Annotated in this window: 15 protein-coding genes; 8 read left to right on the forward strand and 7 right to left on the reverse strand. The window is 65.9% G+C overall.

Annotated elements, in window-relative coordinates; genetic code table 11:
• Window positions 1-25: 25 nt before the first annotated feature.
• From QX070_RS11070 to QX070_RS11095, 6 genes are all read left to right on the forward strand, one after another.
• Window positions 26-322: a (2Fe-2S)-binding protein gene (locus tag QX070_RS11070; protein ID WP_315736978.1), complete on the forward strand. Its 297-nt coding sequence runs from the start codon at window positions 26-28 to the stop codon at window positions 320-322.
• Window positions 319-1,725: an NAD(P)/FAD-dependent oxidoreductase gene (locus QX070_RS11075; RefSeq protein ID WP_315736980.1), complete on the forward strand. Its 1,407-nt coding sequence runs from the start codon at window positions 319-321 to the stop codon at window positions 1,723-1,725. Before QX070_RS11070 ends, QX070_RS11075 begins: the two co-directional genes overlap by 4 nt.
• The gene (locus tag QX070_RS11080) at window positions 1,722-2,855 is read left to right on the forward strand and encodes an FAD-dependent oxidoreductase (protein WP_315736982.1); all 1,134 of its coding nucleotides are present in this window, start codon (window positions 1,722-1,724) and stop codon (window positions 2,853-2,855) included. The genes QX070_RS11075 and QX070_RS11080 overlap by 4 nt, the downstream gene beginning before the upstream one ends.
• A gap of 7 nt (window positions 2,856-2,862) precedes the next feature.
• Window positions 2,863-3,210, forward strand: a complete 348-nt coding sequence (locus tag QX070_RS11085) for a RidA family protein (RefSeq protein ID WP_315737085.1) — start codon at window positions 2,863-2,865, stop codon at window positions 3,208-3,210.
• A gap of 130 nt (window positions 3,211-3,340) precedes the next feature.
• Window positions 3,341-4,732: a M20/M25/M40 family metallo-hydrolase gene (locus QX070_RS11090; RefSeq protein WP_315736983.1), complete on the forward strand. Its 1,392-nt coding sequence runs from the start codon at window positions 3,341-3,343 to the stop codon at window positions 4,730-4,732.
• Between the two features lie 410 nt (window positions 4,733-5,142).
• Window positions 5,143-5,436 (forward strand): DUF892 family protein, encoded by a 294-nt coding sequence (locus tag QX070_RS11095; RefSeq protein ID WP_315736985.1) that lies wholly within the window; start codon window positions 5,143-5,145, stop codon window positions 5,434-5,436.
• 295 nt (window positions 5,437-5,731) lie between these two features.
• On the opposite strand, the gene QX070_RS11100 is transcribed toward QX070_RS11095, so the two are convergent.
• Genes QX070_RS11100 through QX070_RS11120 form a run of 5 tightly spaced genes read right to left on the reverse strand, consistent with a single transcriptional unit; the run spans window position 5,732 to window position 9,698 of the window.
• Window positions 5,732-6,499, reverse strand: coding sequence for an ABC transporter permease (locus QX070_RS11100; protein WP_315736987.1), 768 nt, complete (start codon window positions 6,497-6,499; stop codon window positions 5,732-5,734).
• Window positions 6,496-7,263, reverse strand: a complete 768-nt coding sequence (locus QX070_RS11105; RefSeq protein WP_315736989.1) for an ABC transporter permease — start codon at window positions 7,261-7,263, stop codon at window positions 6,496-6,498. Before QX070_RS11105 ends, QX070_RS11100 begins: the two co-directional genes overlap by 4 nt.
• Window positions 7,260-8,063, reverse strand: a complete 804-nt coding sequence (locus tag QX070_RS11110) for an ABC transporter ATP-binding protein (RefSeq protein ID WP_315736991.1) — start codon at window positions 8,061-8,063, stop codon at window positions 7,260-7,262. Before QX070_RS11110 ends, QX070_RS11105 begins: the two co-directional genes overlap by 4 nt.
• A gap of 1 nt (window position 8,064) precedes the next feature.
• Entirely contained in the window at window positions 8,065-8,763 is a 699-nt protein-coding gene (locus QX070_RS11115) for a GntR family transcriptional regulator (RefSeq protein ID WP_315736992.1), read from the reverse strand.
• Window positions 8,763-9,698: an ABC transporter substrate-binding protein gene (locus QX070_RS11120; RefSeq protein ID WP_315736994.1), complete on the reverse strand. Its 936-nt coding sequence runs from the start codon at window positions 9,696-9,698 to the stop codon at window positions 8,763-8,765. The genes QX070_RS11115 and QX070_RS11120 overlap by 1 nt, the downstream gene beginning before the upstream one ends.
• A gap of 100 nt (window positions 9,699-9,798) precedes the next feature.
• Between QX070_RS11120 and QX070_RS11125 the strand changes: the two genes are divergently transcribed.
• Together QX070_RS11125 and QX070_RS11130 are read left to right on the forward strand one after the other, a co-directional pair.
• On the forward strand, window positions 9,799-10,788 hold the full coding sequence (locus tag QX070_RS11125; protein ID WP_315736995.1) for a fumarylacetoacetate hydrolase family protein: 990 nt from the start codon (window positions 9,799-9,801) through the stop codon (window positions 10,786-10,788).
• Between the two features lie 50 nt (window positions 10,789-10,838).
• Window positions 10,839-11,615, forward strand: a complete 777-nt coding sequence (locus tag QX070_RS11130) for a cyclase family protein (RefSeq protein WP_315736996.1) — start codon at window positions 10,839-10,841, stop codon at window positions 11,613-11,615.
• A 269-nt stretch (window positions 11,616-11,884) separates the two neighbouring features.
• On the opposite strand, the gene QX070_RS11135 is transcribed toward QX070_RS11130, so the two are convergent.
• Window positions 11,885-12,499 (reverse strand): heme-binding protein, encoded by a 615-nt coding sequence (locus QX070_RS11135; protein WP_315736998.1) that lies wholly within the window; start codon window positions 12,497-12,499, stop codon window positions 11,885-11,887.
• A 121-nt stretch (window positions 12,500-12,620) separates the two neighbouring features.
• Window positions 12,621-13,121 carry an STM3941 family protein gene (locus QX070_RS11140; protein ID WP_315736999.1) on the reverse strand — a complete coding sequence of 167 codons (501 nt, stop codon included), beginning with the start codon at window positions 13,119-13,121 and terminating at the stop codon, window positions 12,621-12,623.
• Window positions 13,122-13,624 lie beyond the last annotated feature (503 nt).

Here is a 13,624-nt window from a genome sequence, read left to right on the forward strand (position 1 = left end):
GCCCGGCACGGGCGCGGAGATGATGATGTTCAAGCGAGCAGAGGGTGACGCCAGGCGATCGGTGACGATCCATGTCGAAGGCAAGGCGATCGCCGCGCGCGAAGGCGACACGGTCTCGGCGGCGCTGCTTGCGTCGGGTCTCGACGTCAGGCGCTCGACCGCGGTCAGCGGCGCCAAGCGGCTGCCTTACTGCATGATGGGCGTGTGCTTCGATTGCCTGGTCACAATCGATGGCGTCGGCAATCGGCAGGGCTGCCTGGTCCCGGTCGCCGAGGGCATGCAAATCGAAATCCAGAAGGGCAAGCGGGAGATCGGCAAATGAGCGCGGCGCCGAAGCATGATCAATACGACGTCGTGGTGATCGGCGCTGGCCCGGCCGGGCTGGCCGCAGCGACCGCGACGGCCGGCGCCGGCCTGTCGACTTTGCTGCTGGACGAGAATGCTGGTCCCGGCGGGCAGGTCTGGCGCGCGATCAGTTCGACGCCGGTGAAGAGTGAAGCGCTGCTCGGCACCGATTATTGGTCCGGGGCCGAGATCGCAAAGTCTGCCGAGACCAGCGGGGCCGAGATCATCCATCGGGCCACGGTGTGGAGCCTCGATCGCAAGCTCGAGCTCGGCGTCTCCGTCGGCGGCGGCTCGGCCTTCATCAAGGCCGGGCGGGTCATCATCGCGACCGGGGCGCAGGAGCGCCCGTTCCCGATTCCCGGCTGGACCCTGCCCGGCGTGATGACGGCGGGCGCGGCGCAGACGATGCTGAAATCGTCGGGGCTGGTGCCGGATTGTCCGACGGTGATCGCAGGGCAGGGACCGCTGCTGTGGCTGCTCGCCGCCCAGATCCTGCGGCTTGGCGGCCGCATCGACCGCGTGCTCGACACCACGCCGCGCGCGAACTACGTCACAGCACTGCCGCACGCCTTCGCCTTCGTGACCTCGTCCTATTTTCTCAAGGGGCTGGCGATGATGCGCGAGGTGCGCGCGAAGGTGCCGGTCACCACGGGCGTGGTGGAGCTCGCCGCCACCGGCAACGGCAAGCTCGACGCCGTCAGCTATGTCGCCGCGGGCGGCAAGCGGGAGACGCTGCCGGCCGAGCTGTTATTCTTGCACCAGGGCGTGGTGCCGAACGTCAATCTGGCGATGGCCGCTGGCGTCGAGCATCGCTGGAATGAGCTGCAGCTGTGCTGGACGCCCGTGCTGGACGCCGGCGGCAACAGCTCGATTCCGGGCATCGCGATTGCCGGCGACGGTGCCGGCATCGGCGGTGCGCAGGCCGCGCTGTGGCGCGGACGCATCGCGGCAGCCAGCGCCATCAAGGCCCTTCGGCCCCAGGCAAAGGTTTTGGACTATTCAGCGCAGTTGAAACGCGCCGAGCGTGGCCGTGTCTTCCTCGACGTTCTATTCCAGCCGGCAGAACAGTTCCGTATCCCGCAAGGCGACACCATCGTGTGCCGGTGTGAGGAGATCACCGCCAAGGACGTGCTCGACTCCGTCGCGATCGGGGCCACCGGACCGAACCAGCTCAAGGCCTATCGCCGCACCGGCATGGGGCCGTGCCAGGGCAGGCTGTGTGGCCTCACCGTCACCGAGCTGATGGCGCAGGCGCGCGGCAAGACCCCGCAGGAGATCGGCTATTACCGGCTGCGCGCGCCGGTGAAGCCGATCATGCTGTCCGAGCTCGCGAGCCTGCCGAAGACCGAAGAGGCGACCAAGGCCGTGGTGCGCGGATGACGGTGAAGAAGGATGCCATCATCGTGGGTGGCGGCATCCACGGCTGCTCGACCGCGCTGCATCTATGCCTGGCCGGGTTGAAGCCGGTGCTGATCGAGAAGGACTATGCCGGCCGCCACGCCTCCGGTGTCAACGCCGGCGGCGTGCGCCAGCTCGCGCGCGACGTCGCGGAGATTCCGCTGTCGATCCGCTCGATGGGCATCTGGGAGAACATCAGCGACCTGGTCGACGATGATTGCGGCTTCGAAAGCTTCGGCCAGGTGCTGGTCGCCGAGAACGACGCGGAGCTCGACGCCTGCCGTGCCCGCGTCGCCGATCTCAATGCGCGCGGCTTCAGCCATGAGGAGCTGATCGACGGCACGGAATTGCGCCGCCTCGTGCCGGCGGTGGCGGAGAGCTGTCCGGGCGGCGTGGTGTCGCGGCGGGACGGCGCGGCGCAGCCTGCGCGCACCACGACGGCGTTCCGCCGCAAGGCGGAGCAGCTCGGCGCGCTCATTCGCGAGGGCGTGGCCGCGACGAACATCCGCAAGGACGGCAAGCTCTGGCATGTCGACGTCGGCCCTGAGAGCTTTGCCGCGCCGGTGCTGGTCAATGCCGCCGGCGCCTGGGCAGGCCGCGTTGCAGAACAGTTCGGCGAGCCGGTCCCGGTCGAGACTATCGCGCCGATGCTGATGATCACGTCTCCCGTCGCGCACTTCATCGATCCCGTCGTCATCCTGCGCGGCCGCAAACTGTCATTCAAGCAGTTCCCCAACGGCACGGTGCTGATCGGCGGCGGGCACCTCGCCATCCCCTATCAGGATCGCAACGAGACCGTGCTCGACTGGCGCAAGCTATCGGAGAGCGCGCGCACCGTCGCGGAGCTGTTCGAGGTGATGCGCAGCGCGACCATCGTGCGTGCCTGGGCCGGCATCGAGGCGCGCATGCGCGACGACATTCCGGTGTTTGGACCGAGTGCGCGGCACGAGGGGCTGTATCACCAGTTCGGCTTCTCCGCGCACGGCTTCCAGCTCGGCCCCGGCGCCGGCGCGGTGATGGCCGAGCTCATCGTGCACGGCGGCACCCAGACGCGCATCGGCGATCTCAGCATTGCGCGCTTTCAGACTTCCACCCCTTCGTCAACGACATGAGGACATGATGACGATCACCCGCAAGATCCGCTCCGCCATTCATCACCGCATCGTCGAGGCCAACGGCTTCGTCTTCATCGGCGGCACCATCGCCGACGACACCTCGGTGTCGATGGGCGAGCAGACCCGTAATATTCTCGGCAAGATCGACGGCTTCCTGAAAGAGGCCGGCACCGACAAGTCACGCGTCGTCTCGGGCCAGATCTTCGTCACCGACCTGTCGAAGAAGAAGGAGATGGATGCGGCCTGGACCGAGTTCTTCGGCGACGATCTGCCGGTTCGCGCCACGGTCGGCGTCTCCGATCTCGGCGGCGGCGCGCTGATCGAGATCGTCATCACCGCCTTGAAGGGCTGAGCACAACGCCTCGGCTCGGAGAAATGTGATCGAGGGTGACGCGCGGACTCGCTCCGCGCGTCATTTGCTTTTAAGGGGATTTCGATCGAACATGGTATGACTGCAACGTCACGCGACGAAAGACGACCTCATGAGCGATGCCCGCACCGTTCCATCTCCTTCCGCCGGTCTCGCTGCCGTGTTCCGGCACATCGACGCCGAGAGGGAGCATTTTCTCACCCGCGTGATGGACTATGTGCGCCATCCCTCGATCAGCGCGCACAATGTCGGCATTGCCGAGGTGGCTGCGCTGCTGGTGAGGATGCTGCGGGAGATCGGCCTCGAGGCCGAGGCGGTGCTGACCGCGGGTCATCCGATGGTGCTGGGACGCTGGCACAACAAGCCGGGCGCGCCGACCGTGCTCCTCTACGGGCACTACGACGTGCAGCCGCCGGATCCGCTGGAGCTGTGGCTGAGTCCGCCGTTCGAGCCGACCATCCGCGACGGCCGCATCTATGCCCGCGGCATCGGCGACAACAAAGGGCAGCATTTCGCGCAGCTCATGGCGATCGAATCGCATCTCAAGGTTCACGGCGAGCTGCCGTGCAACGTCATCTTCCTGCTCGAAGGCGAGGAGGAAATCGGCAGCCCACGCATTGCCGAGTTTGTCGCCACGCATCGCGAGAAGTTGAAGGCCGATTTCGTGGTCACCGCCGACGGCCCGATGCATGCGTCGGGACGGCCGACCATGACCTATGGCGTCCGTGGCATGTGCTCGTTCGAGCTGCGCGCCAAGCACGCCATCCGCGACGTTCATTCCGGCAATCTCGGCGGCATCGTGCCGAATCCGATCTGGACCCTGGTGCATCTGCTTGCGACGATGAAGAATGCCGCCGGCGAGATCACCATCGACGGTCTCCACGACGCGATCGTGCCGCCAAGTGCGCTTGACGTCGCTGCGGTGAAGCGTTTGCCGCTCGATCTCGATGCCGCCAAGGCAAGCCTCGGTCTCAGCCGCCTCGATGCGCCGGCAGAACGCGGCTACTACGAGCGGCTGATGTTCCACCCGACGCTCACCATCAATGGCTTTCACGGCGGCTATGGCGGCCCCGGCAGCAAGACCGTCCTGCCGTGCGAGGCGGTCGTGAAATGCGACATCCGCCTGGTCGAAGCGATGACGCCGGGCGACGTGCTGGCCAAGGTCGAGGCCCATGTCAGGAAGCACGCGCCCGAGGTCGAGTTCATCCCCCGCGGCGGCATGCTGCCCTCGCGCGTGCCGCTCGATTCGCCCTATGGCGCAATCATCCGCGACGCGATTCGATTGGCACAGGGCGTCACGCCCCTCGAATTTCCGTGCACTGGCGGCAGTCTGCCGGACTACGTCTTCACCAAGATCCTCGGCGTCCCGGCCTTCGTCGTTCCCTATGCGAATGCCGACGAGGCCAATCACGCGCCGAACGAGAACATGACGATCGACTGCTTCTACAATGGCATTCGCACCGGTGCGGCACTGCTCGACCGCGTCGGCGCGCGCGAGCGCTGATGCCGGTGCAACGTCCATCACGATCTCGCGTGCAGTGCGGGAGGCGTCATCGAGCAGCCATGAACGGATGGCAAGCACACGCTGGTTGGTCGCGTTGCGGGCGAATCGGACGCACGCGGCGAGATCGCGCATGGATTAACGCAGTTGATATCGCCTAGTCTCGGAAGAGATTAGTAAACGCCGCTTCAGGGCTCGGAGCTGCCACATGCACGACCCCGTTGACCAGCCGAGTGATTCGGTAAGTTCCGCTTCTCCTTGTGCGCGCGATCAGCGCAGCGCTCCGGAACATTCCGCCGCGGTTCCCGTGATCCAACTCGACCACGCGCCCGCAATCGATCCCGCGCCCAATGTCGATCAGGCTGCACAAAGCCTTGGCGCTCTCGGTCGGAAACGGTCCGATGGCGCGCATCTTGTCACACCGACCATGTGGCGCTGAGAAGGATTCGTTCTCGGCGGCCATCGGACAGGCGATGTCCGGCGACGAGTTCCTGAAGAACACCTTCGCCAACAACGCATTCGAGAAATTTGAGATCGCCGCCTACACGTCGCTGCTCTCGCTGTGCCGTGCCGCCAGCGTCGAGGAGGCCCGCGCGCCGCTCGAACAGTCGCTGCAGGAGGAGGAACGGAGAGCAGAGTGGGTCGACTCCGATGTCGAGAAGGTCACGCTGGAATTCGTTCGCCACGAGGAGCGTCAGACGGCGTGACCTGGCGGTATCTCGGTCGGGATAGGAACCCGTCGGCGCGATGACAACCTCCGGTATCATCCGGATACCCACGAATCTCCTGATCTAGTAAGTAAAACCTAGCCCTTCTTGGGGCGTTTCCTCCCTGGACTTGGGCCGCCTGCACCTTGTGTGTCGGCGGCCTCTTTCTTTCAGGGGGCGGGTCAGGTGCTGGCTCCGCAATCGGAGCCATGGGCGGTCGGTCCAGTCGCGCTCCTGGAAGCCGGCTTGAGCGGCCTCCGGCAATATTTCACCGCGATCGCGCGCGACCTGAGCCTCACCGCCGCGCGTGCTGCCAGCGCAGCAGCCGGCTCTCGGCCGCGCCCATCGCGAGCGCGGTCATGTAGCCGATGATTCCGAGCAGCATCACGCCGGCAAACAGATCCGCCGAGCGGAACGAGCGCGCCGACAGCAGCACCCATTGGCCGAGGCCGTCGAGACCGGCGAGCATCTCGCAGACGACGGCGAGGATCAGCGCGACCGTGAGGCTCAGCCGCATGCCGGCGAGGATGTCGGGTGCGGCCGATGGCAGCGCGATCTTGAAGATCACGGCGAGCCGCGACATGTGCAGCACCCGCGCGACTTCATAGAGTCGCGGCTCGACCGCGGCGAAGCCGTGGATCGTCCCGAGCAGCAGCGGCCACAGCGAGCCGAACGCGATCACGAACAGCGCCATGCCCTGGCTCAGTCCAAGAAAGGCGATGGCGACGGGAATGATCGCCGAGACCGGCAGCGGCCGCAGCAGCTCCAGCGTCGGCGCGACGTAGATGCGCATCGTCTTCGAGGAGCCGATCATGGCGCCGAGCGCGATGCCGGCGGCGGAGGCGAGCAGCCAGCCATAGGCCATATGCGTGAGGGTGCCCGTGAGCTTGGTCAGAAGATCGCCGCTCGTGAAGCCATGCAGCAGCGCCGCCCAGGCGCGGTTGGGGCCGGGAAGAAACACCGGCGATATCAGGCGCTGATCGGCGGCGAACTGCCACAGCACGATGATGCCGGCGGCGACGGCGAAGCTGGCGAGGCGCCAGGCGGCGACCGACCACTTCATGCGGGGTCTCCCATCGCGGCCGCGCGCCCGAACAAGCTCTGTTGTGCAGCCATCAGCGCGGTATTGAGCGCAAACCCGGTCACGCCGATCCATACCAGATAGGCCAGCATCAGATCGGGCCGCAACGCCTGCTGCGCGGTCATGATGCCGGCGCCGAGGCCGAGCGGGTTGATCGCGATCTCCACCGTGACGGCGACGATCAGCGCGATGCCGGCGGCGAGCCGGAACGCCAGGAAGATACGGGGCAGGGCGGCGGGGATGACGATCTTCCTGATGCGATCGCGCTGCGTCAGCCGCAGCACGCGCGCCACCTCGAGCAGCCGCGGCTCGATGCCGCCCACCGCGGCACGCGTCACGATCAGCACCGGCCAGACGCAGGCAAAGGCGACGATCGCGATCTCCATGCGATAGCCGAAGCCGAGCGCGATCAGCGCGATCGGCAGCAGCGCCACTGAAGGAATGGGCCTGATCGCCTCGATCGTGACCTCCATCAGCCGGTTGAAGATAGGCGACAGGCCAAGCGCGATGCCCAGCACGAGGCCGATGGTGCCGCCGAGCGCGAGGCCGGCGAACACCGAGGCGAGCGTGTCGCGCGTCGCCGCCAGCAGCGAGCCGTCGGTCAGCGCGCCCAGCAAGGCGAGCGCGATCGCGCTCGGCGGCGCCAGCGAGTCGCTCTGCACGCCGGCGAGCCGCATCCAGGCCTCGAACACGAGCAGCGCCGCGAACGGCAGCAGGGCGGGCTTGACGCGACCCGGCATCGTCATTCGCTCGCCTTGATGAAGTCGAACAGCTCGCGCCGCAGCCGCAGGAACTCCGGATGCTCGCGCGTCGCCAACTGGTCGCGCGGCCGCGGCAGGTCGATCTGCATCGTGAGGCCGACGCGGCCGGGATGCGGCAGCAGGCCGACCACGCGGTCGCCGAGATAGATCGCTTCCTCCAGATCATGCGTGACGAACACGACGGTGGCGCCGGTCGCCGCCACCAGCGCCAGCATCTCGTCCTGCAGCCCCTGTCGCGTCATCGCGTCCAGCGCGCCGAACGGCTCATCCATCAGCAGCACCTTCGGATCCTGCGCGAGACAGCGCGCGATCTGCAGCCGCTGCTGCATGCCGCCGGACATCTCCGTCGGATATTTGGCCGCATGGCCGGCCAGCCCGACCTTGGCCAGCAGTTCGGCGATGCGTGTCTCGCGCTTGATGGCGGGCATGCCGATCGTCTCCAGCGCCAGCGAGATGTTCCCGGCGGCGGTGCGCCACGGCAGCAGCGCCTTGCCATAGTCCTGGAACACGACCGCGATCTCGCGCCGCGGCGCGCGCATCGCCTCGCCCTCGAAACGCACCGTGCCGCCGCTCGGCTGATAGAGGCCGGCGGCGAGCCGCAGCGCCGTGGTCTTGCCGCAGCCGGAGGCGCCGACCACGCACAGGATCTCGCCAGCTGCGACCTCCAGGCTGATCGTGTCGATGATCGTCTTGCCGCCGAGCACCAGCGCGACATCGTCGAAGGCGATCTGCGCGCGCACAGGCGAGGGAGATGATTGCACCAATGCGAGGGCAGGCTCTGCCATCTCAGGATCCCTTCGGATGCGGATAGACGATATCGACGGTCGAGCGCAGATGTGCCTCAAGCCGCGCTTGGGCCGCGGCGGCATTGCGCGCGAGCACGAGGTCGGCGAGCGTCTCGTGCTCTTTGATGAAGCCGCTGCCATCCTCGAAGCTGCGCATCATGACGCGGCGGTAGCGATAGGCCTGGTCGTAGAGATCGGAATGAGCGGCGAGCAGGCGCCGTGATCCGCAGGCCCCCAGCAGCGCGGTGTGAAACGCCTTGTGCAAGCGATCGAACTCCGGAGCGCCTTCGCGGAACTCGCTCTGCATGCGCTGGATGTAGCGGCGCATCTGATGGAGCGCGGCGATGATGCCGGCCTCCCATTGGTCGTCGCCGCTCTGCATCGCCAGCCGCAGCGCCTCTTTTTCCACGACAGTGCGCATGCGCGTGATGTCAACGAGATCGTCGCGGCTGACCTCGGCCACGCGAAAGCCGCGCTGGCCGATGCCGACGATCAGGCCGCGCGACACCAGCCGGGACAGCCCTTCCCGGACCGGCGTCGGCCCGATCTCGTAGCGCTTGGCAAGCTCGACGATCCCAAGCCGCGAGCCGGGGGCGAGGACGCCGGCGACGATGTCGCGCTCGATCAGCGCGGCGGCGCGCTCGCTGAGCGTGTCGCTGCTCGGCGGCTCGGTCTGCGGGATCGGGTGTGGTGCCGTCATCAGTCGAGGATCAGCTTCTTGAGATCGAGCTTGCTCTGCAGCATCTTCTGCGCGGACATCACGTCGATCCACCAACCAAGCTGCTCGGGTTTCAGGACCGGCTCGGCGTAGTTGGGCGTCGTCAGCTTGACCAGCTCTAGCGGCTGCTTGGTGAACTTGGCGATCGCGGCCGAGGCCTTCTCCCGGTCGCTGTTGACGACCGGCGCCGCCTCGGCGATGGCCGCGCGGAATTTCCTGACGGTCTCCCGGTTCTTCTCCGCCCATTCGCGCGAGGCCGCATAGAAGACGATCGGCTCGGTGCGGGCGAGCTCGGCCGCGTAGTGCGCGCCCACCGTGCCGAGATTGGCATTGGTCATGCGCATCACGAAAGGCTCCGCCGTCAGCACCGCATCGACGCCGCCCGACTTGATGGTGTCGGCCATGGTCGGGAACGTCACTTCGACGAAGTTGATGCTCTTCGGATCGACGCCCTTCTCGACCAGCCATTTCACGAACAGCACCTGAAGGAACGCGCCGATGCCGGGGGCGCCGACCTTCTTGCCCTTGAAGTCCTGCGGGCCGTTGATGGTGACGCCATTGCGCACGAAGGCGGCGATCGCGTCGTTCGAGGTCTTGGTCATGATCGAGGCGCCGGAGACGGCGACCAGGTCGAGACCGCCATCGGCCGCCTGGAGGAACACCGTCGAGGTCGGCCCGCCGATCTGGATCGAATTGGAGAGGATGGCCGCGGGGATGTTCGAGTTGATCCCGATCAGCACCATCTCGGCGTCCAGGCCGTGCTTCCTGAAGATGCCTTCGTCGACCGCGACCATCGCCGAGGCGCAGTCCGAGGTGGCGGTGCAGCCGATCTGGATCTTCTCGGCGCGTGTCGCAGATGTGAGCGCAAGCGTGGCCAGCACCGATCCGAGCGCAGCACTGATGATCCGATGACGCATCCTTGACTCCTCCCCCGGGCGTCCGTCTCTCGGACGCCTCTTGTTTATCGATATTTTCTATGTTTGTATATTTTCAGACAGAACACAAGGGGAGGCCAGCGTGAAACTTGCGACATTTCGAGCGGAAGGCGGGGAGCGGATCGGCGTCGTCCATGGCGGCGATTCCAAGCTTTTCGATCTCACCGCGGCCGCCGATCGCGCTGGCAAGAGCAATCCAGCGTTCGGCTCGATGCTGTCGTTGATCGATGCCGGCGAAGCTGCGCTCGACGCAGCACGCGCGCTGGTCGAGCGCTATGGCAGCGACGAAAGCCTCTCGCGCGACGTCGGCGGCACCGAGCTGCTGGCCCCGGTGCCGGAGCCGCGGCAGATGCGCGACGGCATGTCATTTCCGCTGCACATCCTGCAGGCGCCGCGCGGCCAGCGAAAGCTCGCGGCGCGGCAGCGCGGCGACGCGGAGGAGCTCGCGCGCATCGATGCCGAGCCGCTCGGCGAATTGCCCGAGGTCTATCGCAAGGTCCCGATCTTCTACATCACCAACCGCTTCAGCGTGCGTGGCCCCAACACGACGGTGAAATGGCCGCGCTACAGCAAGGTGATGGACTATGAGCTGGAGTTCGGCATCATCACCAGGGGCAAGGGTAAGGATATTCCGGCCGCGAAGGCGCGCGATCACATCTTCGGCTTCACGATCTTCAACGACTTCTCCGCGCGCGACACGCAGCGCATCGAGATGGACGGCCGGCTCGGCCCCTCCAAAGGCAAGAGCTTTGACGGCGGCAACGTGATGGGGCCGTGGATCGTGACCCCGGACGAGATCGGCGATCCCTATCGCCTGAAGATGGAGGCGCGGGTCAACGGCGAGGTCCGCTCGCGTGGCGTCAGCGAGGGCATGCTGTTTTCGTTCGAGGAGCTGATTGCCTATATCAGCAAGGACGAAACCCTGATGCCGGGCGAGTTCATCGGCTCGGGCACCGTCGGCAATGGCTGTGGCCTGGAGCTCGGCTGGTATCTCGAACATGGCGACGTGATCGAGCTCGAGGTCGAGAAGATCGGCATCCTGAAGAACAAGGTCGAGCGGCAGGACGTCTGATCCTGCTGCCGACGACAACAACCAAGAACGACAAAGAGAGGGGACCGCCCATGGCCCGCAGGCTGATCGATATCTCCGTGCCCTTGCAGAACGACGTGCCCGCCGATCCGCCCGGCAATCACCCGGCCATCACCTATATCGATCATCAGCAAGGCCTGCCGCGCATGCTGCAGTTTTTCGACGGGCTGAAGGCCGAGGATCTGCCGGACGGGCAGGGCTGGGCGGTCGAGCAGGTCAACCTGTCGACCCACAACGGCACGCATCTCGATGCGCCCTGGCACTTTCATCCGACGATGAACCGCGGCGAGCGCGCCTGGACCATCGACGAGGTGCCGCTGGAATGGTGCCTGCAGCCGGGCGTGAAGCTCGACTTCCGTCGTTTCCCGGACGGCTATGTGGTGACCGCGAGGGATGTCGAGGATGAGCTCAAGCGCATCGGCCACACGCTGTCGCCGCTCGAGATCGTCGTCGTCAATACCTCGGCCGGCGCGCGCTTCGGCCAGGCCAACTACGTCAATTCCGGTTGCGGCATGGGCTATGAGGCGACCATGTATCTGCTCGAGCGCGGCGTGCGCCTGACCGGCACCGACGGCTGGAGCTGGGACGCGCCGTTCGTGTTCACCGCGCAGAGATACGCCGAGACCCACGATGCCGCGCTGATCTGGGAAGGCCACAAGGCCGGACGCCACATCGGCTATTGCCATCTGGAGAAGCTGCACAATCTGGAGCAACTGCCGTCGACGGGGTTCATGGTGTCGTGTTTCCCGGTCAAGATCGAGCGCGCCTCGGCCGGATGGACGCGGGCGGTGGCGATCATCGAGGGGTGAGCGGCTAATCTCCGATTGAAGTCACGACATGGGTTCTGGCGCGTTTGATCTTCGCGTCATTCCGGGGCGGCGGGCGCCAGCGCGACGAGCCCGGAATCCATCGAGCCGCGCGACGTGCTGAAGGATGGATTCCGGGTTCGCGCTGCGCGCGCCCCGGAATGACCGAGGAGAGGACTCGGCAAAGCCAAAGAGGGAGCTCGTCGCGCGTCGTGGTGACAGTTGCGAGCCGACCTTGACTGCAAAATCAGGCCGCTCTCTCTCATCTCGCTTTAGCAACTACACGCCAGCATGACCTCGTTCCGCCGCAGCATCGGCAGGGTCCAGGGCGGATTGTAGAACGCGAGCAGCGGCGATCCGGTGACGGTCAGCCCCTTGTGCTGCGCGTAGTCACGCAGTTGGCGAGTTTTGTCAGCGATGATGCCGTCGGAGGTGGAGCCCGAAAAGGTGATCGCGACCATGCGCTGCGCAGACTGGGCCGTCAGCTTGATCCGGGCATCGGCCGGCGGCGGCAGAGTGTCGAGCGACCAGTTCGAGGGCATCACGAAGCTGATGCTCCAGCGATCGCTTGCGACGCCATCGTCGGGCGCGGTGGCGGCACTGGCCTGCTGCTGCACCGGCGCGGTCATGGCGATCTTCGCCTTCGCCTGGTTAGCGCCGAAGATGTAGGCCCCGACAATGCGGAACCCTTCCTCGATGGCGGGCTTGCGCGCACCCTGCACCTCGGCCTGCGCGATGATCATCGGCGCATAGGCGCGGATCTCGAAGTCGCCGTCGCGCGAGACGACGTCGTATTTGGGTTGTTCGACCCGGCTCATGATCGGCCCCGCGGCGATGGCGGCGCCGGCCAGCGCGAGCACGACGATGCCGGTGAGCCAGAGCAGCATGCGGCGTCTCCCGGGTGGTGTCGGCTCGGTCATGGCGGTTGCCGTTTGGGTGGTGGAAACACAGAAACGAAGCGCACGCGCCCCCGGATCAGCAGACCGGCCTCTACGATGCTAACAGGTCTTAATCGCCCTGCTGCAACCAATGCGCGCGGGCTCTATTGAGCAGATCCGCGAGAGCTGCAGGTTGCATCTCCCATCCGCCGCCAAGCGTGCCGTCGGCGCCCGCAAGCGATCGGGCGACTTTAACGAACCGCCCTTCCTTGTTGGAATTGCCCACAACGTCGTAGCCGATGAGCTGTTCTCTCGATCCCGGCGTGGGGGAGTACGGACGAAAGGCGTGCACGTCCTTCCATTTCAAGAGGCCGCTTCGGAACAGCGTATGCTGGGTGACGCCATCGGGAGTGAGGACCAAGCGGTCCGGACGAAAGATGCTCCACCCGACGAAGGGGATGCCGAGGCTGAAGAAGCCGATTCCGGCGTATCCGATGAGGTGATTGGCCTCAGGATCTTGGACCATGAAGAGGGCCGCCGCGAGCAGGGCGATACAGGCAAGTAACCCGAGCAGGGATTTCGACCGTGATGAATGGATCACGACCGGTGGCCGGTCAAGGCTCCCTTGCATTGTGAATCCCTCCGCATCCGGTGGGCTGCACCGTGCTTAGATGTCGTATGCCTGGCGCATGTTGAAAAAATCTTAAGTAGGACCGGAACTTTCGGTGGACGGTCCTTGGCAGCCTAAGCCGAAATTTCTCTTTCGTTTTATCGGAAAATGTGCTTATATCGCTTATCCCGCCTCATGCAGAGGGGCGTACGCGTCGTCACGATACGTAGAGGCGGGGAGCGGTGGCCGCGGGCCTGTCAGGTGCTGATGCGCTGGACGATTGGCAAGCCTGCGGACGTTCAAGCCGTGTGGTCCTGGCGCCCCGAAGCTGGCGCCAAGCCCGCTGCGTCATGACGTGACGCGCGGGTGACGGGGGCAAACAAGCCGGTCCCCGGGGAGAGCTCGGAGCAGACGTTCACCCATCGCGCAGGGAAGGCCGGGTCTGTCCGGCTGAACCTTGTATGGGGAGTAAGTTGTCAAGAGGGGCGTCGTTTGTTGGGGGCGGTCTTTGGCGCCAAGGAGAG

Origin of the sequence: Bradyrhizobium sp. SZCCHNR1093 (assembly GCF_032381175.1) — a bacterium.
Taxonomy (GTDB): domain Bacteria; phylum Pseudomonadota; class Alphaproteobacteria; order Rhizobiales; family Xanthobacteraceae; genus Bradyrhizobium.

What these genes read in the sequence shown, in the direction of transcription:
- QX070_RS11070 (WP_315736978.1), top strand. Translation starts at nt 26, where the DNA reads ATGTTCAAGCGAGCAGAGGGTGACGCCAGGCGATCGGTGACGATCCAT.
- QX070_RS11105 (WP_315736989.1), bottom strand. Translation starts at nt 7,263, where the DNA reads ATGACGATGCCGGGTCGCGTCAAGCCCGCCCTGCTGCCGTTCGCGGCG.
- QX070_RS11075 (WP_315736980.1), top strand. Translation starts at nt 319, where the DNA reads ATGAGCGCGGCGCCGAAGCATGATCAATACGACGTCGTGGTGATCGGC.
- QX070_RS11090 (WP_315736983.1), top strand. Translation starts at nt 3,341, where the DNA reads ATGAGCGATGCCCGCACCGTTCCATCTCCTTCCGCCGGTCTCGCTGCC.
- QX070_RS11115 (WP_315736992.1), bottom strand. Translation starts at nt 8,763, where the DNA reads ATGACGGCACCACACCCGATCCCGCAGACCGAGCCGCCGAGCAGCGAC.
- QX070_RS11120 (WP_315736994.1), bottom strand. Translation starts at nt 9,698, where the DNA reads ATGCGTCATCGGATCATCAGTGCTGCGCTCGGATCGGTGCTGGCCACG.
- QX070_RS11130 (WP_315736996.1), top strand. Translation starts at nt 10,839, where the DNA reads ATGGCCCGCAGGCTGATCGATATCTCCGTGCCCTTGCAGAACGACGTG.
- QX070_RS11100 (WP_315736987.1), bottom strand. Translation starts at nt 6,499, where the DNA reads ATGAAGTGGTCGGTCGCCGCCTGGCGCCTCGCCAGCTTCGCCGTCGCC.
- QX070_RS11140 (WP_315736999.1), bottom strand. Translation starts at nt 13,121, where the DNA reads ATGCAAGGGAGCCTTGACCGGCCACCGGTCGTGATCCATTCATCACGG.
- QX070_RS11135 (WP_315736998.1), bottom strand. Translation starts at nt 12,499, where the DNA reads ATGCTGCTCTGGCTCACCGGCATCGTCGTGCTCGCGCTGGCCGGCGCC.
- QX070_RS11110 (WP_315736991.1), bottom strand. Translation starts at nt 8,063, where the DNA reads ATGGCAGAGCCTGCCCTCGCATTGGTGCAATCATCTCCCTCGCCTGTG.
- QX070_RS11085 (WP_315737085.1), top strand. Translation starts at nt 2,863, where the DNA reads ATGACGATCACCCGCAAGATCCGCTCCGCCATTCATCACCGCATCGTC.
- QX070_RS11080 (WP_315736982.1), top strand. Translation starts at nt 1,722, where the DNA reads ATGACGGTGAAGAAGGATGCCATCATCGTGGGTGGCGGCATCCACGGC.